Annotated in this window: 17 protein-coding genes; 8 read left to right on the forward strand and 9 right to left on the reverse strand. The window is 72.3% G+C overall.

What is annotated here, in order from left to right:
* Nucleotides 1-21 precede the first annotated feature (21 nt).
* Together ACFQGU_RS14090 and dnaG are read right to left on the reverse strand one after the other, a co-directional pair.
* Nucleotides 22-507 carry a hypothetical protein gene (locus ACFQGU_RS14090; RefSeq protein WP_386767707.1) on the reverse strand — a complete coding sequence of 162 codons (486 nt, stop codon included), beginning with the start codon at nucleotides 505-507 and terminating at the stop codon, nucleotides 22-24.
* A complete protein-coding gene (gene dnaG / locus ACFQGU_RS14095; RefSeq protein WP_386767709.1) occupies nucleotides 504-2,393 on the reverse strand; it encodes a DNA primase in 1,890 nt (629 codons plus the stop codon). Before dnaG ends, ACFQGU_RS14090 begins: the two co-directional genes overlap by 4 nt.
* Nucleotides 2,394-2,532: 139 nt before the next feature.
* Here dnaG and ACFQGU_RS14100 point away from each other — a divergent pair, with 139 nt between their 5' ends.
* Both ACFQGU_RS14100 and ACFQGU_RS14105 read left to right on the forward strand, forming a co-directional pair.
* Nucleotides 2,533-3,726, forward strand: a complete 1,194-nt coding sequence (locus ACFQGU_RS14100) for an aminotransferase class V-fold PLP-dependent enzyme (protein ID WP_386767711.1) — start codon at nucleotides 2,533-2,535, stop codon at nucleotides 3,724-3,726.
* 137 nt (nucleotides 3,727-3,863) lie between these two features.
* Nucleotides 3,864-5,453, forward strand: coding sequence for a peptide ligase PGM1-related protein (locus tag ACFQGU_RS14105; RefSeq protein WP_386767713.1), 1,590 nt, complete (start codon nucleotides 3,864-3,866; stop codon nucleotides 5,451-5,453).
* A gap of 58 nt (nucleotides 5,454-5,511) precedes the next feature.
* Here ACFQGU_RS14105 and ACFQGU_RS14110 read toward each other — a convergent pair whose 3' ends face one another.
* From ACFQGU_RS14110 to ACFQGU_RS14135, 6 genes are all read right to left on the reverse strand, one after another.
* The gene (locus ACFQGU_RS14110) at nucleotides 5,512-6,771 is read right to left on the reverse strand and encodes a deoxyguanosinetriphosphate triphosphohydrolase (protein WP_386767715.1); all 1,260 of its coding nucleotides are present in this window, start codon (nucleotides 6,769-6,771) and stop codon (nucleotides 5,512-5,514) included.
* A gap of 31 nt (nucleotides 6,772-6,802) precedes the next feature.
* Nucleotides 6,803-7,465, reverse strand: a complete 663-nt coding sequence (locus ACFQGU_RS14115) for a YdcF family protein (RefSeq protein ID WP_386767717.1) — start codon at nucleotides 7,463-7,465, stop codon at nucleotides 6,803-6,805.
* A gap of 48 nt (nucleotides 7,466-7,513) precedes the next feature.
* Complete coding sequence (gene ppdK / locus ACFQGU_RS14120; RefSeq protein ID WP_386767719.1) at nucleotides 7,514-10,225, reverse strand: pyruvate, phosphate dikinase; 2,712 nt, start codon at nucleotides 10,223-10,225, stop codon at nucleotides 7,514-7,516.
* 142 nt (nucleotides 10,226-10,367) lie between these two features.
* Nucleotides 10,368-11,390 (reverse strand): 4-hydroxy-2-oxovalerate aldolase, encoded by a 1,023-nt coding sequence (dmpG, locus tag ACFQGU_RS14125; RefSeq protein ID WP_386767720.1) that lies wholly within the window; start codon nucleotides 11,388-11,390, stop codon nucleotides 10,368-10,370.
* The gene (locus ACFQGU_RS14130; RefSeq protein WP_386767722.1) at nucleotides 11,387-12,343 is read right to left on the reverse strand and encodes an acetaldehyde dehydrogenase (acetylating); all 957 of its coding nucleotides are present in this window, start codon (nucleotides 12,341-12,343) and stop codon (nucleotides 11,387-11,389) included. Before ACFQGU_RS14130 ends, dmpG begins: the two co-directional genes overlap by 4 nt.
* Nucleotides 12,340-13,143, reverse strand: coding sequence for a 2-keto-4-pentenoate hydratase (locus ACFQGU_RS14135; RefSeq protein ID WP_386767724.1), 804 nt, complete (start codon nucleotides 13,141-13,143; stop codon nucleotides 12,340-12,342). The genes ACFQGU_RS14130 and ACFQGU_RS14135 overlap by 4 nt, the downstream gene beginning before the upstream one ends.
* A gap of 133 nt (nucleotides 13,144-13,276) precedes the next feature.
* Between ACFQGU_RS14135 and ACFQGU_RS14140 the strand changes: the two genes are divergently transcribed.
* The 5 genes from ACFQGU_RS14140 (at nucleotide 13,277) to ACFQGU_RS14160 (ending at nucleotide 16,805) form a co-directional block, all read left to right on the forward strand.
* On the forward strand, nucleotides 13,277-13,993 hold the full coding sequence (locus tag ACFQGU_RS14140) for an IclR family transcriptional regulator (protein WP_386767726.1): 717 nt from the start codon (nucleotides 13,277-13,279) through the stop codon (nucleotides 13,991-13,993).
* A gap of 130 nt (nucleotides 13,994-14,123) precedes the next feature.
* Nucleotides 14,124-14,531, forward strand: a complete 408-nt coding sequence (locus tag ACFQGU_RS14145; protein WP_386767728.1) for a GlcG/HbpS family heme-binding protein — start codon at nucleotides 14,124-14,126, stop codon at nucleotides 14,529-14,531.
* 48 nt (nucleotides 14,532-14,579) lie between these two features.
* Entirely contained in the window at nucleotides 14,580-15,914 is a 1,335-nt protein-coding gene (locus ACFQGU_RS14150) for a TetR/AcrR family transcriptional regulator (RefSeq protein ID WP_386767730.1), read from the forward strand.
* 97 nt (nucleotides 15,915-16,011) lie between these two features.
* On the forward strand, nucleotides 16,012-16,665 hold the full coding sequence (locus ACFQGU_RS14155; RefSeq protein WP_386767732.1) for a DsbA family oxidoreductase: 654 nt from the start codon (nucleotides 16,012-16,014) through the stop codon (nucleotides 16,663-16,665).
* Nucleotides 16,662-16,805 (forward strand): hypothetical protein, encoded by a 144-nt coding sequence (locus ACFQGU_RS14160; RefSeq protein WP_386767734.1) that lies wholly within the window; start codon nucleotides 16,662-16,664, stop codon nucleotides 16,803-16,805. Before ACFQGU_RS14155 ends, ACFQGU_RS14160 begins: the two co-directional genes overlap by 4 nt.
* Here the strand turns inward: ACFQGU_RS14160 and dusB are convergent.
* Nucleotides 16,802-17,992 carry a tRNA dihydrouridine synthase DusB gene (dusB, locus tag ACFQGU_RS14165; protein WP_386767736.1) on the reverse strand — a complete coding sequence of 397 codons (1,191 nt, stop codon included), beginning with the start codon at nucleotides 17,990-17,992 and terminating at the stop codon, nucleotides 16,802-16,804. The two genes, ACFQGU_RS14160 and dusB, sit on opposite strands and share 4 nt — an antisense overlap.
* A gap of 96 nt (nucleotides 17,993-18,088) precedes the next feature.
* Between dusB and ACFQGU_RS14170 the strand changes: the two genes are divergently transcribed.
* On the forward strand, nucleotides 18,089-19,054 hold the full coding sequence (locus ACFQGU_RS14170; RefSeq protein ID WP_386767738.1) for an alpha/beta hydrolase: 966 nt from the start codon (nucleotides 18,089-18,091) through the stop codon (nucleotides 19,052-19,054).
* The last annotated feature ends 12 nt before the right edge of the window (nucleotides 19,055-19,066 follow it).

A 19,066-nucleotide genomic window follows, 5' to 3' on the forward strand; every position in this document is an offset into this window, starting at 1 on the left:
AATCGAGTGCAGCCGGGCGGGTCACACGCCGAGCGAGGCCCGCAGCTCGGCCAGGGCGGCGTCCGCCCGGGCGCGGAGCTCGGGGTCGCGGCGGTCGAGGCCGGCGTCGAACACCACCGACCAGCGGAGGTCGGCGGAGCCGGGCACCCGGCGCGCGACGACCCGTGCGCCCTGCGTGCCCGACAGCGTCACGTGGTCCTGCACGACGATGCTGGCGTTGACCCGCTCGCGCACCACCCCGGCGAGCACGTCGGGAGCCCCGGTGAACGGCACCTGCACCAGCTTCGGTCGACCGCCCGGCCCGTCCTGCGCCGTGAGGTCGAGGACGCCCTCGGCCCACTGGGCGCGCAGCACGAGGTCCCACGGCACCCGCACCGGGTCGCTGCCCTCGGGCAGGACGAGCGCCAGCTCGGTGGCGACGACGCTGGAGGCCCCGCTCGGGAGCCACGCCAGCACGCGGTCTCCCCCGGCCCGGGCCTTCACCTCCGGCGGCGTACGGAACCTCACGAGCCGCCTCCGGCGACCTGCTCGCGGAGGCCGCGCCGGTACTGCTCGAGGGCGAGGACGTCGGCGAAGAGCGCCTGGTAGGTGTCGGGCTCGCTCGCCGGCTCGATCCGCTGCAGGCGGGCCTTGAGGTCGGTGATCCGGCGCGACGCGTCGATCTCGAGCAGGCGGGCCACCACCGACTGCGCGTAGCGCGTGTCCATCTCGTCGATCGGTGACGGCTCCACCGCGAGCTCGTGCACCACGGCGCGGACTGCGTCGTCGGGGCACGCGGCGAGCACGGCGTCGAGCCAGGCGCGGTCCTCGAGCCCGGCCGCCGCTCCCCCGGCCGCGACGATCGCACGGTGCACGGCGATGTACGCCGGCGAGCGGAAGCCCTCGGTCTCGAGCGCGTCGACCCACGTGCCGGCGAGCTGCGGGGCCTGCAGGGCAACCTTCAGCGCCTCCCGCTCGACCGATGCGACCTTGTCGCGCGGGTCCGGGCGCGGCAGCCTCGGGGGCCCGGCGGGCGCGTCCGGGGCCGTCGGCTGCTCGTACGTGCGGCGGCTGGCGGGCGGCTGGGCCTTGCCCGCGGCCTGCACCGCGCGACGCACCTCGTCGTCCGGGATGGCGAGCCAGCCCGACAGCAGCCGGATGTACTCCGGCCGCAGCGCCTCGTCGCGGATGCGGGCCACCACGGGCGCGGCCGCGCGCAGACCGGCCACGCGCCCTTCTGCGCGATCGAGGTCGTGGCCCTTCAGCTCGGTACGGATCGCGAACTCGAACAACGGCACCTTGCGCTCGACGAGCTCGCGCACGGCGTCCGGGCCCTGGGCGATGCGCAGGTCGCACGGGTCCATGCCGCTCGGCTCGACGGCGACGAAGGTCTGGGCGGTGAAGCGCTGGTCCTCGGAGAAGGCCCGCTGCGCGGCCTTCTGGCCCGCGGCGTCGCCGTCGAAGGTGAACACGACCTCGCCGGTGAAGACGCCGTCGTCCATCAGGAGACGGCGCAGCACGCTGATGTGGTCGGCGCCGAACGACGTGCCGCAGGTGGCGACGGCGGTCTCGACGCCGGACAGGTGCGCGGCCATGACGTCGGTGTAGCCCTCGACGATCACGGCCTGCTTGCGCTTGGCGATCTCCTTGCGCGCGAGGTCGATTCCGTAGAGCACCTGGCTCTTCTTGTAGAGCGGGGTCTCCGGGGTGTTGAGGTACTTCGGTCCCTCGTCGTCGTCGTACAGCTTGCGGGCGCCGAAGCCGACGACGTCGCCGGAGGTGTCGCGGATCGGCCACACCAGGCGGCCGCGGAACCGGTCGTAGATGCCGCGCTGGCCGCCGCGGGCGACGAGCCCCACCTCGACGAGCTGGTCGTCGGTGAACCCCTTGCTCCGCAGGTGGCCGAGCAGGACGTCCCAGCCCTTGGGCGCGTAGCCGACGCCGAAGGTCTTCGCGGCCTCGGAGTCGAACCCGCGCTCGGTGAGGAAGCGGCGCCCGGTCTCGGCCTCGGGGCTCGCGAGCCGCTCGACGAAGAAGGCTGCGGCGGTCTTGTTGGCCTCGACGAGGCGGCTGCGGTTGCCGGCCTGCCGCCCGGGCGCGGCCGAGCCCTCGGTGTAGCGGAGGGTGACGCCGTACCGCCCGGCGAGCTTCTCGACCGCCTCGGTGAACGAGAGGTGGTCGATCTTGCGGAGGAACCCGATGACGTCGCCGCCCTCGCCGCACCCGAAGCAGTACCAGGCGCCCTTGGCGGGGCTGATCGAGAAGGACGGGCTCCGCTCGTCGTGGAACGGGCAGAGGCCCTTGAGGCTGCCCCCGCCGGCTGACTTCAGGGTGACGTAGTCGCGCACGACCTCGTCGATCCGGGCCTTCTCGCGCACGAGGACGACGTCCTCGTCACGGATACGGCCAGCCACGTCGTGATCCTACGGACCCCGTCCAACTGGGGCGGCCGGCCCTTCCCCAGGTGTTCTCAGGTGGGCTGGGAGCGGAACCCTGCGCGAGGCGGCAGTTTCCCGGCGGCACGGCGTAGTCCGGCTGTGGTGGGATCGCCGCGTGACCGACTCAGCGCTCCTCGCCCGCCTCCGCGCCGACACCCCGGGGTGCCTCACCCAGGTGCACCTCAACAACGCGGGTGCCGCGCTCGCTCCGTCCGTGGTGCTGGACGCCGTCAGCGCGCACCTGCACCGCGAGGCGGAGATCGGCGGTTACGAGGCCGCGGCCGAGGCCGGCGACCGGCTGCAGGCGGTCTACGCCTCGCTCGGCCGGCTGGTGGGCGCTCCGGCGTCGTCCATCGCCCTCACCTCCAGCGCCACCGACTCGTTCCTGCGTGCGTTCCTCTCGATCCCGTTCGAGGCCGGCGACCGCGTGCTCGTGGCGCAGGCGGAGTACGCCAGCAACGTCATCCCGGTGCTCCAGGCGACGCGCCGACTCGGCATCACCGTCGAGGCGGTTCCCGACGGCGCCGACGGAGCGCTCGACCCCGAGGCCCTGCGCGCGATGCTCGACGAGCGCGTGAAGCTGGTCTCGATCGTGCACGCGCCGAGCCACAACGGCCTGCTCAACCCCGCCGAGGCCGTGGGCCAGGTGCTGCGCGAGAGCGGCAGCGAGGCCTGGTACCTGCTCGACGCCTGCCAGTCGGTCGGGCAGATGCCGCTCGACCTCGCCGCGATCGGCGCCGACTTCCTGAGCGCCACCGGCCGCAAGTTCCTGCGCGGCCCGCGCGGCACCGGGTTCCTCGCACTGTCGGACCGCGCGCTGTCGCTCGAGCCGGCGCTCCTCGACCTGCACTCGGCCGAATGGGTCGACGACGACGAGTTCACGGTGATCGACGGCGGCGGCCGCTACGAGCAGTGGGAGCGCAGCCCTGCCCTGCTCCTCGGCCTCGGTGCCGCCGCCGACTACGCGCTCGGGCTCGGCCTCGACACCACCCGGAGCCTGATCATGACCGCGGCCGATCGCATCCGTGCGGGCCTTGCGGAGATCCCGGGTGTCGTCGTGCGCGACCGTGGCAGCGTGCGAACCGGCATCGTGGTGTTCACGGTCGAGGGTCGGGCAGCTGCCGACGTGCACCGGGCCGTGAAGGCGTCCGGTGTCAACGTGAGCCTGTCGCCGCCCGACTACGCGCTGCGCGACTTCCGCGCGCAGGGCATCGAGGGCCAGGTGCGCGTGAGCCCGCACGTGTACACCGACGACGGCGACATCGAGGCACTTCTCCGCGCGGTGCGCGGGGCCGTCGTCGCCCCCTGAGGGCGGATAGGCAACCCTTACAACCCCGCGTGGCACAACACCTTTCGGGCGATAGTGGCTGCGAGCACCTGGTCCCGCGCCCCACACTGGGCGAGGGACGGGCCCGAGCCGGGCCCGGGTGACCGGTGGGAGCACCGATGCCCGACCAGGTGCGGATCGACCTGACCGTCGACGCCGGGGCACGTGCGCTCGACCGGCTGTCGGTGGAGGGCGCCGCGCCCTCGCTGCGCGCGACCGACGACCTCGAGGACTTCGACGACGCCGCCTTCCGCGCCCTGCAGATGCGCCTGGCGGACATGTGGCCCGGGATGACCCTCCGCACCGTCGAGTCGATGGACCGCGCGATCCTCGTCGTCTCCTCGATCACCGCCGACATCCCGGCCCTCGAGCAGGTGCTCGCGGCGTACGAGGAGCGCTACCTCTTCCTGGTGCTGGCACTGGCCCGCAGCCCCCGTACGCATGTCGTCTACGTGACGTCGGTGCCGATGCTGCGCAGGCTGGTGGACTACTACCTCTCCATGCAGCCGGGCGACCACAGCGACCTCTACAAGCGGCTCACCGTCATCAGCATCGGCGACCACTCGCACCTGCCGCTCACCAACAAGATCCTCGAGCGGCCGCGGGTGATGGCCCGCATGCGGCAGATCGCGCACGAGCACGAGCACGCGCTGCTGCTGCCGTTCATGACCACGCGCAACGAGGCCGAGCTCGCCCTGGCCCTCGACGTCCCCCTCTACGGCACCCACCCCGCTCTCGTGCACCTCGGCACCAAGACGGGCAGCCGGTCGGTGTTCGCCGCAGCGGGCGTGCCCTTCGCACCCGGGGTCGACGGCGTGCGCACGGCGCAGGAGGTCGCCGACGCGATCACCGCGCTCCGGCACGACCATCCCGGCACGCGCCGGTTCGTGGTCAAGATCGACGACGGTGTGGGCGGCCTCGGCAACGCGCTGGTCGAGCCCGGGCTCCTCTCGCCCATCACCGCGGACGACGTCGTACGGCTGCTGCACCCGGAGGACCAGGGCTTCTCCCCTGCCGACTTCCTCGCCTCGCTCGCCGTGACCGGCGGCGTGGTCGAGGTGTGGCTCGACGGTCTCGAGGTGCAGAGCCCGAGCGTGCAGCTGCGGGCGAGCCCGCTGCGCCAGGTCGAGGTGCTCTCGACGCACGACCAGCTGCTCGGCGGCCCGAACGGCCAGACCTTCCTCGGCTGCGAGTTCCCTGCTCGCGACGAGTTCATCGGCGTCCTCACCCGGCACGGCCGCGCGATCGGGCGCGAGCTCGCCCGGCGCGGCGTCGTCGGCCGCTTCGCCGTCGACTTCGTGATGGTGCGCCGCGACGACGGCTGGCACGCCTACGCGATCGAGATCAACCTCCGCAACGGCGGCACGACCCATCCCGCGCTCACGCTGCTCGGCCTCACCGACGGCAAGTACGACGAGGACTCGGGCCTCTTCCTCGCGGACGACGGCCCGCGCTACTACGTCGCGAGCGACCACGTCGAGCACCCGGAGTACCGCCAGCTCACGCCCGACGATGTCCTCGACCTGATCCGCGACTCGGACATCGCCTGGGACCCGGTCACGCAGGTCGGCGTCGCGCTGCACATGGTGTCGGCGGTCGCCGTCGCCGGCCGCGTGGGCGCGACCGCCATCGGGCGCACGCGCGAGGAGGCCCGCGACCTCTTCGACCGCACCGCCCACATGCTCGACACCGCCGTCGGCCTCGCCTGACCCGATGTGGTAGTGGTAAGTCGCGGTATACCGCGACTTACCACTACCAAATCGGGGGTTAGGAGCAGAGGTCGGCGTACCAGGCGAGCACGCTGCGGTCGGTGAGACTGGCGACCTGGTCGACCACCACACGCAGCCGCGCTGCGTCGTCGCCGGCCGCGTCCCAGGCTGCACGGAAGACGGGGTCGAGCACCTCGGGCGCGCGCAGCCGGATCGCGGCGACGAGCTCGTGGATCACCTCGCGCTGGCGCGAGTACACGTCCTCGGCGCCCTCGCGCTGCATCACCCAGAGGTTCGCGACCGCCTTCAGCACCGCCACCTCGAGCCGCTGCTCGCGCGGCACCTCCAGGGTCGCGGCGTAGCGGGTGAGGTGTCCGTCGCCCCACTGCGCGCGGGTCGCGCGCTCGGCGGCCGAGGCGAACCGCCCGATCAGCTGCGAGGTCAGGTTCTTCAGAGTCGCGAGATCGCGCAGCGATCCGTCGTACGCCGAGGGCCAGAACGACAGCGCCGTGAGCCGGTCCAGGGCCGCGCCGAGCTCCGCGACGTCGGAGTCGGGCGCGTACGCCGCAGCCACGGCGAGCAGCCCCGCGCGGTCGACCGAGCCGCCGATCGCGCGGATGTCGAGATGGCCGGCCACCACGGCGTCCTCCACGTCGTGCACGCAGTAGGCGACGTCGTCCGCCCAGTCCATCACCTGCGCCTCGAAGCAGGTACGGCCGTCGGGGGCGCCGTGGCGCAGCCAGGTGAAGACGTCGAGGTCGTCGTCGTACACGCCGAACTTGCGCCTGCCCTCCTCGCGCTGCCACGGGTACTTCGTGGCGGCGTCGAGCGCGGCCCGCGTGAGGTTGAGGCCCACCGGGAGGCCGGGACGCGGGCCGCCCTCGCTGCCGAACGTCTTGGCCTCGAGCCGGGTGAGGATGCGGAGCGACTGCGCGTTGCCCTCGAAGCCGCCGACGGCCGACGCCGCCTCGGCGAGCGCGTCCTCGCCGTTGTGGCCGAACGGCGGGTGGCCGAGGTCGTGCGACAGGCACGCGACCTCGACGAGGTCGGGGTCGCAGCCGAGCGCGAGGCCGAGCTCGCGGCCGACCTGCGCGCACTCGAGCGAGTGCGTGAGCCGCGTGCGCAGGAAGTCGCTCTCCCCGGCCGCGAGCACCTGGGTCTTGGCCGCCAGGCGACGCAGCGCGGCCGAGTGCAGCACGCGGGCGCGGTCGCGCGCGAACGCCGTACGACCGGCGCGCTTGGGCGGCTCGACCACCCAGCGGGCCTCGTCGTGGGACGCGTAGCCCTCGGAGAGGCGGTCGTCGTCGGGGTGAGTCATCACCCGCGACCCTAGCGACCCGCGGGCCGGCTCACAGTCCGACGACCTGCTCGACCGACCAGCGCTCGACCGTCCAGAACCGCAGCAGGCCGGCGGTCTCGCGGGCGATGTAGTCGAGCGTGAGGCTCGAGCCGGCTCCGCTCTGGGTCGGCGACCCGTGCGCGTCGATGCCGAGCGCCCTGGCCATCGCGAGGCTCCGGGCCTCGTGCGCCGGGTCGGTCACGATGGTGGCCGAGGTCCAGCCCTTCGCGGCCATCTTCTCCGCGACGGCGGTGAGGCTCGTGAGCGTGTCGCTCCCGGTCGGCACCGGGGTGATCCACGCGCGCGGCACACCCGCGTCCACGAGCCAGTCGCGACCGGCCTGCGCCTCGGTCGTGATGTCGCCGGGCTGCTTGCCGCCGACGGTGATGATGCGCGGGGCGACGTCGTCGGCGTGCAGGGCGGCGGCGTGCTCGAGCCTGGCCTCGAGCACCGGGCTGGGCTTCCCCCAGAACTGTGCAGCACCGAGCACGACGATGGCGTCCGTCGGGGTCCGGTCGTCGTTGCGGGCCGTCAGGACGACGACCGTGGCTCCGACCAGAGGCAGCAGCACACCGGCCACGAGCACCAGCGCCACGAGGAGGCCGAGGAAGGCATGCACGGGCGACCGTCGGCGCGCATGCACCACCGGGTCGGCCTGGGTCCGCACCGCCATGGGTCCAGTGTCACCGATGACGGCGCACCCGCAGAACCGGGCGGCCCGTCAGCGGGTGTCGGACCCAGCGCCGGCGATGGCGGCGCGTCCGGCCTCGAGGCGGGCGACGGGCACGCGGAACGGCGAGCACGACACGTAGTCGAGCCCGGCGGAGTGGAAGAAGTGGATCGACTCCGGGTCGCCGCCGTGCTCGCCGCAGACTCCGAGCTTGAGGTCGGGCCGGGTCTTGCGCCCCTCCTCGGCCGCGATCCGCACCAGGCGCCCGACGCCGTCGGCGTCGAGGGTCTCGAACGGCGACACCGTGAAGACGCCCTTGTCGAGATAGGTCGCGAAGAACTCGGCCTCGACGTCGTCGCGGCTGAAGCCCCACGTGGTCTGGGTCAGGTCGTTGGTGCCGAAGGAGAAGAACTCCGCGACGTCGGCGATGCGGTGCGCGGTGAGCGCCGCACGCGGCAGCTCGATCATCGTGCCGATCGGGATGTGCAGGTCGACACCCTCGCGGGCGGCGATCTCGTGCACGATGCCGTCGGTCTCGTCGGCCACCAGGTGCAGCTCCATCACCGACCCGACCAGCGGCACCATGATCTCGACCTTCGGGTCGCCGCCTGCCTTCTTGCGCGCGACCGCGGCCTCCGCGATGGCCCGCACCTGCAGACCGAACAGGCCCGGCACGACGAGCCCCAGACGTACGCCGCGCAGGCCGAGCATCGGGTTCGACTCGTGCAGGCGCTGCACCGCCGCGAGCAGCTTGAGGTCGGCGGCCTCGGAGTAGCCGTTGGCCTCCGCCACCGCGACCCGCACCGAGAGCTCGGTGAGGTTGGGCAGGAACTCGTGCAGCGGCGGGTCGAGCAGGCGGATCGTGACGGGAAGGCCGTCCATCTGCTCGAGCAGCTCGATGAAGTCCTGCCGCTGGAGCGGGAGCAGCGCGTCCAGAGCGGCCTGGCGGTCCTCGTCGTCGGAGAGGATCACGCGCTCGATGAGCACGCGCCGGTCGCCCAGGAACATGTGCTCGGTCCGTGTGAGGCCGATCCCCTCCGCACCCATGTAGCGGGCGCGGGCGGCATCCTCGGCGGTGTCCGCGTTGGCGCGGACGCGCAGGTGGCGGATCTCGTCGGCGTAGCCGAGCACGCGGTCGACGCTCGTCACGAGCGCAGCTGTGTCCTCGTCGGCGTCGACGAGCGCGGCTTCGAGGCCGTTCTCGAGGTACATCACCACGGGCGACGGACGCACGGGCACAGCGCCGATGAAGACCTCACCGGTGGAGCCGTCGATCGACAGGACGTCGCCCTCGACGATCGTGATGTCGCCGCACCGCGCGGTGCGCAGGTGCACGTCGATGTCGAGGTCCTCGGCGCCGGACACGCAGGTCTTGCCCATGCCACGGGCCACGACGGCCGCGTGCGAGGTCTTCCCGCCGCGCGCGGTGAGGATGCCGACGGCGGCGATCATGCCCTCGAGGTCGTCCGGGTTGGTCTCGCGGCGCAGCAGCAGCACGTCCTCGCCGCGCTCCTTCGCGGCGACCGCGGCTGCGGAGTCGAAGACGACCTTGCCGACCGCCGCACCCGGTGACGCTGCGCCGGCCTTGCACAGCAGCTGCCTCTCGGCGGACGAGTCGAACTGCGGGAACATCAGCTGCGCGAGCTGCGCGCCCGTGACCCGGTCGAGCGCTTCGTCCTCGTGGATGAGGTGCTCGTCGACGAGCTGGGTCGCGATGCGGAACGCCGCTGCCGCGGTGCGCTTGCCCACGCGGGTCTGCAGCATCCAGAGCTTGCCGCGCTCGATCGTGAACTCGATGTCGCACAGGTCGCGGTAGTGCGTCTCGAGGCGGCGCATCACGGTCATGAGCTCGGCGTGCGCCTCGGGCAGAAGGCCCTTGAGATCGTCGAGGGACAGGGTGTTGCGGATTCCGGCGACGACGTCCTCGCCCTGCGCGTTCTCGAGGTAGTCGCCGTACGAGCCGGGCGCACCCGTGGACGGGTCGCGGGTGAACGCGACGCCCGTGCCCGAGCCCTCGCCCAGGTTGCCGAACACCATCGTGCACACGTTGACCGCGGTGCCCAGGTCGTGCGGGATCCGCTCACGGCGGCGGTAGAGACGCGCGCGGTCGGTGTTCCACGAGTCGAACACCGCGCGGATCGCGAGGTCGAGCTGCTCGCGCGGGTGCTGCGGGAAGTCGCGGCCCGACTCCTCGCGCACGATGTCCTTGAACAGCTGCACGAGCGCCTGCAGGTCCTCGACGCCGAGCTCGGTGTCGAGCGCGACGCCCTTGGCCTTCTTCGCGTCGTCGAGCGCGTCGGCGAACCGGTCGCCCTCGATGCCGAGCACCGTCTTGCCGAACATCTGCACCAGGCGGCGGTAGGAGTCCCACGCGAACCGCTCGTTGCCGCTCGCCTCGGCCAGGCCGATGACGCTGGCGTCGTTCAGGCCGATGTTCAGGACCGTCTCCATCATGCCGGGCATGGAGAACTTCGCCCCCGACCGCACGCTGACCAGCAGCGGGTCGTGCCGGTCGCCCAGGCGCCGGTCGAGCGAGTCCTCGAGGTGCCGCAGCGCCATCGTGACCTGCACGCGCAGCTCGCCCGGCTCCTTGCCCTTGGCCAGGTAGGAGCGGCACGCCTCGGTCGTGATCGTGAACCCCGGCGGCACCGGCAGCCCGAGGTTCGTCATCTCGGCGAGGTTCGCACCCTTGCCGCCGAGCAGGTCCTTCTGGTCCTTCGACCCCTGCGTGAAGTCGAAGACGTACGCCGATGCTCCTGGCATGACCTGATCCCTCCGAGCCTGCTGACCCTCGGTCGCTCGATCCGTGCCGGATCTGCCGACCCCGTTGGCGACGCTATCCCCCGAGGTTCCGCGAGGGCTGGTCGAACCTTGTGTAAACGCAGTCACATCGACGAGGACTGCGTCACACCGCGACCCCGTCGCGCGCGGCGACGAGGTCGAGGGCGACGTCGACGATCATGTCCTCCTGGCCGCCGACGAGCTTGCGGCGCCCGACCTCGACGAGGATCGCGCGGGTGTCGAGGCCGTACGTGTCGGCCGCCCGCTCGGCGTGCCGCAGGAAGCTGCCGTAGACACCGGCGTACCCGAGGGTGAGGGTCTCCCGGTCGACGCGCACCGGGCGGTCCTGCGTCGGGCGCACGAGGTCGTCGGCGGCGTCCATGAGCGCCATCACGTCCGAGCCGTGCTGCCAGCCGGTGAGGTCGGCGACGGCGATGAACGCCTCGATAGGGCAGTTGCCCGCACCTGCACCCTGGCCCGCGAGCGAGGCGTCGACGCGGTACGCGCCCTCCTCCACCGCGACGACGCTGTTGGCGACCCCGAGGCCGAGGTTGTGGTGGGCGTGGATGCCGACCTGCGTCTCCGGCTCCAGGTTGTCGCGGAAGGCGCGGACGCGGTCGCGGACGCCGGTCATCGTGAGACGGCCGCCCGAGTCGACGACGTACAGGCACCCGGCCCCGGCGTCCTCCATGATCCTCGCCTGCTGCACGAGCACGTCGGGCTCGGCCATGTGGCTCATCATGAGGAAGCCCGACACGTCCATCCCGAGCTCGCACGCCTTGCCGATGTGCTGGATCGCGACGTCGGCCTCGGTGCAGTGCGTGGCGACGCGGACCGACTGCACGCCGAGGTCGTGCGCGTGCTCGAGGTCCTCGATCCGGCCGATGCCGGGAAGCAGCAGCGTGGTGAGCTTGGCCGTCTTCACGACCTCGGCTGCGGCGGCGATCCACTCCCAGTCGGTGTGGCGTCCGGGGCCGTAGTTGAGGCTCGATCCGCCGAGGCCGTCGCCGTGGGTCACCTCGATGGCGTCGACGCCGGCGGCGTCGAGGGCCGCGGCGATGTCGCGGACCTGGTCGAGCGTGTACTGGTGGCGGACGGAGTGCATGCCGTCCCGGAGGGTGACGTCCTGGATGTAGAGCTGCGTCATGACGGGACGACCTCCAGCGTGGGGTTGGCGTGCGTGGCGACGACGCGCTCGGCCACCTGCAGGGCTGCCGAGGTCATGATGTCGAGGTTGCCGGCGTACGCCGGGAGGTAGTGGCCGGCGCCCTCGACCTCGAGGAACACCGAGACCACGAGGCGGTCGGCCGGCTCGCGGTCGGGCACGAGCACCCGCTCGGGCGTGTCCTTCCCGACCTTGCGGAACTGCACCTTCTGCTTGAGGCGGTAGCCCGGCACGTACGACGAGACCCGCTCGACCATCCGCTCGACCGAGTCGACGACGGCCTGCTCGTCGCACTCGTCGACGATCGCGAGCACTGTGTCGCGCATGATCAGCGGCGGCTCGGCCGGGTTGAGGATGATGATCGCCTTGCCGCGCGCGGCACCCCCGACCTTCTCGATCGCGAGCGAGGTGGTCTCGGTGAACTCGTCGATGTTGGCGCGCGTGCCGGGGCCGGCCGACTTCGACGCGATCGACGCCACGATCTCGGCGTAGTGCACGGGCGCCACCTGCGAGATCGCCGCGACCATCGGGATGGTCGCCTGGCCGCCGCAGGTCACCATGTTCACGTTGCGCTGGGTGAGGTGCTCGTCGAGGTTCACCGCGGGCACGACGTAGGGGCCGATCGCGGCCGGCGTGAGGTCGACCATCGTGACGCCGGTGCCCGCGAGCCGGCTGTCGTTGTAGACGTGCGCACCTGCCGAGGTCGCGTCGAAGACGATGCCGATCTCGTCGAGGTGCGGCAGCTGGAGCAGCCCGTCGACACCGGTCGCGACCGTCGGCACACCCATGCGCGCCGCGCGGGCGAGGCCGTCCGACGCCGGGTCGATGCCGACCATCGCGCCCATCTCGAGCGTCTGCGACAGGCGCAGCACCTTGATCATGAGGTCGGTGCCGATGTTGCCGGATCCGATGATCGCGACCTTGTTGCGGGTCATGCCGTCTCCTCCTGCGCGAACGTGACCGAGATCTGGCCGAGGCCGGAGATGTCCGCCTCGACGACGTCGCCCGGGCGGACGACGGCCATGGGACCGAGCGCGCCCGACAGCACGACCTCGCCCGCGCGCAGCGGGTCGCCCAGGTCCCGGACCGTGCGGGCGAGCCAGAGCAGCGCGAGGAGCGGGTCGTCGAGGCAGGCCGAGCCCTGCCCCTCGGACGCCTTCTCGCCGTTGACCGTCATCGTCATCACGACGTCGACCGGCTCGACCTCGGTCAGCGGCACGACGGCGGCGGACACCACGTAGAGGGCGCTCGACGCGTTGTCGGCGACGGTGTCGGCGTACGAGATGTCCCAGTCGGCGATGCGGCTGTCGACGATCTCGATCGCTGCCATCGCGCCGGCGACGGCCGCGCGGACCTCCGCGACGTCCTCGAGCGCGCCGTCGAGGTCCGCGGCGAGCAGGAACGCGACCTCGGCCTCGACCTTCGGCTGCAGCAGGGCGCCAGCGGGCACGGTGCCCCCGGCGGGCACGGCCATGTCGTCGAGCAGCGAGCCGAAGTCGGGGGTTCCGACGCCGAGCTGCTTCTGCACCGCGGCCGAGGTGAGCCCGATCTTGCGGCCGACCCGCGTCGCACCGGCCTCGAGCCGGCGGGCGACGTTGACCGAGGCGACGGCGTACGCCGACTCGACGTCGTCCGCTGCCATGAGGTCGCGCACGGGAGGGCACGGCGTGCGCGTCTGGGCGGCCGCCCAGAGGCGGTCGGCCGCGGCCTGCCGCGGATCGGTGGAGGGGGTCATGGGCCCAGCATGGACGGGTGACGATCGGTACGTCACACTTCGTTCCATGTCACGGAACACTCAACCTGCTGCCGGATCGACGGTGTCAGAGCGGCCGGATCGCAGTGCAGCACTCGCTGAATCTCGCGACACGATGCTCGAGCGCGGTGTCCATATCCTGCAGTCGTTCCGTCCTACGGGACAGCCGCAATCGCTCTCGGCGATCGCGCGACGGACCGATCTCCCCAAGTCCACGACGCACCGCATCGTCGAGGTGCTGGCCGGTCAAGGGCTGCTCGAGCGCACGGGCGAGGGATGGGTCCTCGGCCGGGCGCTCTTCGAGCTCGGCGAGCTCGTGCCCATCAAGCGCCGCCTGCGCGAGACCGCGCTGCCGTTCATGGAGGACCTCTACGAGGCCACCCACGAGACCGTGCACCTCGCCGTCCGCGACGACCTCGACGTGCTGTACGCCGAGAAGATCCGGGGGCACTCCGGCGTCGACATGCCGTCACGCGTGGGCGGGCGTCTCCCGCTCTCGAGCACGGGGGTCGGCAAGACCCTGCTCGCCTTCTCCCCTGCGTCGCTCGTCGAGGAGGTCGTGTCGCGCCCGCTGCGCAGGCTCACCGAGCACTCCATCTCCGACCCCGCGGTGCTGCAGGACGAGCTGGCCACGATCCGGGCCGCGGGTGTCGGCTACGACCGGGAGGAGGCCGCGCTCGGAGTGAGCTGCGTCGCTGCGCCGGTGCTCGTGCGGGGCGAGCCGGTGGCTGCCCTCTCGGTGAGCGTGCCGTCCGGCCAGCTGCAGCCTGCCCGCCTCGCGCCGGCCGTGCGCACGGCCGCACTGGCCCTCAGCCGGGCGCTGTCGCGCTAGGGCGTCACGAAGGCGACTCGCCCGGACTCGGTTTCGTCCGTTCGCCCATCGCTCTAATGTTCGTGACTCATCGGGCCCTCGGACATCAAGATCTCGGTCCGTCGGGCCGTCAGCAACCAGGAGGCGTGCAGTGGATCTGCCCCAGGCTCAGGCCGCGCTCGCCGCGGTCGTGGCACATGCGACGACCATCGGCGCCTCGGTGTCGTGCAGCGTGGTGGACGGCGCGGGCAACGAGGTGCTGACCGCGCGCATGCCGGGTGCACCGTCGTTCACGCCGCACATCGCGCGCACCAAGGCGCGCACAGCCGTCGCCCTGAGGATGGACAGCGCCGATGTTGCCGGGCTGGCGCAGACCTACCCCGACCTGATCCCCGTCATCGACGAGCAGATGCCGTTCACCGTGACGACCCTCGCGGGCGGCGTGCTCGTCCGCGCGGGCAAAGCGGTCCTCGGAGCGGTCGGCGTCAGCGGGGCGACCCCGGACGAGGACGCCGAGTGCGCACGTGCCGGCGCGTCCGCGACCGGTCTGACGGAGTAGCCGCCGACCCGGCGCCCGCGCCGCACCGTCCGGCACAAGAATGTCCCCGTGCCGCCCCGGACAGCCCGACGCCACCGCCAGGGTGAGGAGTCGCGGGCGCTGATCCTCGACGCCGCGCTGGAGATCGCCGCGGAGCGCGGCTACTCCGGCACCACCATGTCGCTGGTCACCGAGCGCACCGGACTGCCGTCGTCGTCGATCTACTGGCACTTCCGCAACAAGGACCACCTTCTCGCCGAGGCGCTCGACCACAGCTGGTCCCGCTGGCTCGAGGCGGAGCCCCGGACCGACCCCGACGTCGGCGACGACCTCGAGTCGCGGGTGGCGCAGCGCATGGAGCGGCTGCGCACCACGATCGCCACGGCACCGGAGTTCTGGCGGCTCGGTCTCATGCTCGGACTGCTGCGCACCACGGACGAGATCGCGGCCCGGGACCGCTTCCTCGCCTTGCGGCGGGCGACGATCGAGTCGACGGAGCGCTGGTGGGCCGATGAGCTTCCCGTCGGCGCGGACGGTGGCGCCCCGCGTGTGCTCGCCCGCCTTCAGCTCGCGGCTGCGGACGGACTCCTCCTCGCCTCGGAGACCGACCGGGTGTGGAGCTATCCGCGCCTGACGCACGCGTTGGGGCGCGCGCTGCCACCGGTAGCGCTGCGGCTCGCCGGTTCGCCGACGCGCCCAACGGCATCCGCCGCTCGCCCGGGCCGGCCGGTGCCGCTGAGTGCCCTGCCGGAGGACTCGAGAACTCGCCTGCTGCGCGCCGCCGCTGAGGTGTCGGCCGAGCGCGGGTACGTCGGCACGAGCATCAGCCGCATCTGCGAACGGTCAGGGCTCCCTCCGAGCTCGCTGTACTGGTTCTTCGCCGACAAGGGCGCGCTCCTGGCCGAGGTGCTCGAGCGCAGCTTCGACGAATGGCTCGACCGCCAGCCCACCTGGACGCTCGCGACGACGCCTGAGCAACGGGTCGCGACCCTCAAGGTCGTCCTGCGCAGCACGATCGGCAGCTTCCACGAGGCGCCCGACTTCCTGCTGGTCGGGCACCTCATCGCCCTCGAGACTCGGGACGAGGGCACGACGGCTCGAGCCCGGTTCCTCGCCATCCGACGGCAGGCGGAGAAGACGCTGACCGCCTGGTTCGCCGGCACCTTGGCCCGAGGCCCGGCGGCGGCTGACCGCGACCTGCACCGCACCTTGGCACGCCTCACGATGGCGGTCACCGACGGGCTCTTCCTCGGCGAGCAGATGGACGAGTGGGAGACCGACCCGGACGACGTCGCCGACGCACTCGTGGCGCTGCTGGAGGAGATCGTCGGCCAGCGGGAGTCCGAGCTGGCCCCGGGCCCGTCAGCGCGACGGCGCGATCGGCGCGGTTCCGCGAGCGGGTGACGAGCGGCCGAGAGGCCGAGCGGCCGCGGAATGGCGCGGCCCGACATGGTGTTGGCCAGAAAGGTGCCCGCGCGTGCGGCACGACGAGAGGCTGGACATGACGGACGTGCTCAAGGTCGACGTGTGGTCCGACGTCGCCTGCCCCTGGTGCTACATCGGCAAGCGTCGCTTCGCCGAGGGCGTGCGCCGCTACACCGAGGCCGGTGGCGACCGCGTCGTCGAGGTTGAGTACCACTCGTTCGAGCTCTCCCCCGACACCCCCGTCGACTTCGAGGGCGACGAGATCGACTTCCTGGCCAAGCACAAGCGGATGCCGGTCGAGCAGGTCCGTCAGCTGATCGCATACGTGAAGCAGGTCGCGGCGGGCGAAGGCATCGACTACGACTTCGAGGCGCTGCACCACACCAAGACGCTCAAGGCGCACGAGCTGCTGCACCTCGCCAAGGCGCACGGCAAGCAGGAGGAGATGAAGGAGCGGCTGCTGGCCGCCTACTTCGTGGAGGGCCGCCACGTGGGACGGATCGAGGAGCTCGCCTCGCTCGCCGCCGACGTCGGCCTCGATCCCGTCGAGGTCACCACCGCTCTCGAGGCCGGGACCTACGCCGACGCCGTGGCCGCCGACATCGCCCAGGGTCTCGCCTACGGCATCAACGGCGTGCCGTTCTACGTGATCGACGGCCGGTACGGCGTGAGCGGCGCGCAGAGCCCCGAGATGTTCGCCGAGGCCCTTGCTCAGGCGGCGGCGGAGTGACCGGCCCGACGCCGTTCACCGTGCTGCCGGGCGCGGACGACGTGGCCTGCGTGGACGGCGTGTGCGCCGTGCCCGCGCCGTCCGACGTCGCCCCGCAGCCGGACTCGACCAACGCGACGGACGCGACAGACGCGGACTAGCCGCCCGAGACCGACAGCTCGGCCGCGCTGATGTCGGCGAGGAACCCGTCGAGGTCGTCGGGGTCGTCGAGCCAGCCGTCCGGCAGCGCGACCCGCTTACCGGGCTGCGTGCGTCCGCGGGGCCCTTCGCTGACCTCGCCCGGCCACGGCTGGTCGAGGTCCATCTGCGCGATGTAGCCGTCGATCTCCTCGAGCGTGTCCGCGAGCGCGAGCCCCTGGCGGAGCTCGCGGCGTACGACGAAACCCTTGAGGTACCAGGCGATGTGCTTGCGGAAGTCGCGCGGGCCCTTGTCCTCCCCGAGCACCTCGCTGAGCAGCTGCGCGTGGTGGCGCATCACCGCCGAGACCTCGCGCAGGCCCGGGTCGGCCGGCACGTCGCGGCCGGTGAAGCTCGCCGCGAGCTGCCCGAACAGCCACGGTCGGCCGAGGCACCCGCGTCCGACGACGATGCCGGCGGCGCCGGTCTGCTCGACCATCCGCTGCGCGTCGGCGTACGTCCAGATGTCGCCGTTGCCGAGCACGGGGATGCCGAAGGGCTCGAGCTCCTCGACGAGGCGCGCGATCGCCGACCAGTCCGCGGTGCCGCCGTACAGCTGGCTCGCGGTGCGGCCGTGCAGCGCCACCCAGGCGGCGCCCTCCTCGGCGGCGGCGCGGCCGGCCTCGAGGTAGGTGAGGTGGTCGTCGTCGACGCCCTTCCTCATCTTGACCGTGACGGGGACGGGCTCGCGGCCGACGGCGCGGGCGGCGTCGTCGGACGCTGCGACGGCCTCGCGCACGATCGCGCGGAAGAGCCCGCGCTTCCAGGGCAGCGCGCTGCCGCCACCCTTGCGGGTGACCTTGGGCACAGGGCACCCGAAGTTGAGGTCGACGTGGTCGGCGCGGTCCTCGGCCACGAGCATCCGGACGGCCGCCGCGACCGTGGCCGGGTCGACGCCGTACAGCTGCACGCTGCGCGGCTGCTCGTCGGCGTCGGTCGCGATCATCTTCATGGTCTCGTCGTTGCGCTCGACGAGCGCACGGCTCGTGATCATCTCGGTGACGTAGATGCCGGTCGCGGCGCCGTCGGTCGCCGCCCGGGCCTGCTCGCGGGCGAGGCGGCGGAACGCGCGGTTGGTGATGCCCGCCATCGGCGCGAGCACGACGGGCACGCCACCGCGCGCCAGCAGCTCGTACCCCGGATGCGTCACACCCCCATCATCACCGACGCACCGCGCCCCCCAGAAATCCGTGCGGAACGCGGCGTCCGGGAGCGGTGTTGGCGATGGCTGCGTACGGTGTGCGGTGTGACGGAGACGGCGAGCCGGGCCTGGACGCGCGATGTGCTCGACGGCTTCGAGCAGACCACCCTCGTGCTGCCCGACTCGTGGGACGGCCCGGTCGAGGCAGTCGTCGTACGGCGCGTCACCGGGCTCACGAGCGGGGGCGCCGTCCTCTACGTGCACGGCTTCGGCGACTACTTCTTCCAGAGCCACCTCGCCGACTACTTCGAGAAGCAGGGGCTGCGCTTCTACGCCGTCGACCTGCGCCGGCACGGCCGCGCCCTCCGCGAGCACCAGCGCCCCAACACCTGCCGGAGCATCGACGAGTACGTCGAGGACATCGACGCCGCGGTGCAGCTGCTCGTCCGCGAGGAGGGCGTCACCTGGCTCCTGCTCAACGGCCACTCCACCGGCGGTCTCGCGGGCGCGATCCAGGCGCACCGGGGCGAGCAGAGGCGCTCGATCGCGGCGGTCTACCTCAACAGCCCGTTCCTCGACATGAACCTCCCCGCCTGGCAGGAGGCGCTCGTCGAGCCCTTCCTGTCCGCAGTCGGCGGGGTGCTCCCGAACCTCGACATCCCCGGCCTGTCCGCCCTGTACGGCGACAGCATCCACGAGTCGCGCAACGGATCCTGGGCCTTCGATCTCACCTGGAAGCCGCTCGCGGGATTCCCCGCCAAGGCGGGCTGGATCCGCGCGATCCATCTCGCCCAGCGCGAGGTCGAGGACGGGCTCTCCATCCAGGCGCCCGTGCTCGTGCTGCACGCAGAGCGCAGCCTGCGCCCGAAGAAGTGGTCGGACGACCTGCTCCGTGCCGACATCGTGCTCGACGTCGACGACATCGCGCGCCTCGCCCCCATGCTCGGGCCGAACGTCGAGGTCGACGCCGTGCCCGACGGCATCCACGACCTCGCCCTCGCCGCCGACGGCCCGCGCGAGACCGCGTTCCGCATGGTCACCGACTGGCTCGCCCGCGTCCGCCAGGACTAGCTCCGCGGCTGC

Origin of the sequence: Longivirga aurantiaca, from assembly GCF_042660085.1 — a bacterium.
In the GTDB taxonomy this organism is placed as follows: Bacteria; Actinomycetota; Actinomycetes; order S36-B12; family CAIYMF01; genus Longivirga; species Longivirga aurantiaca.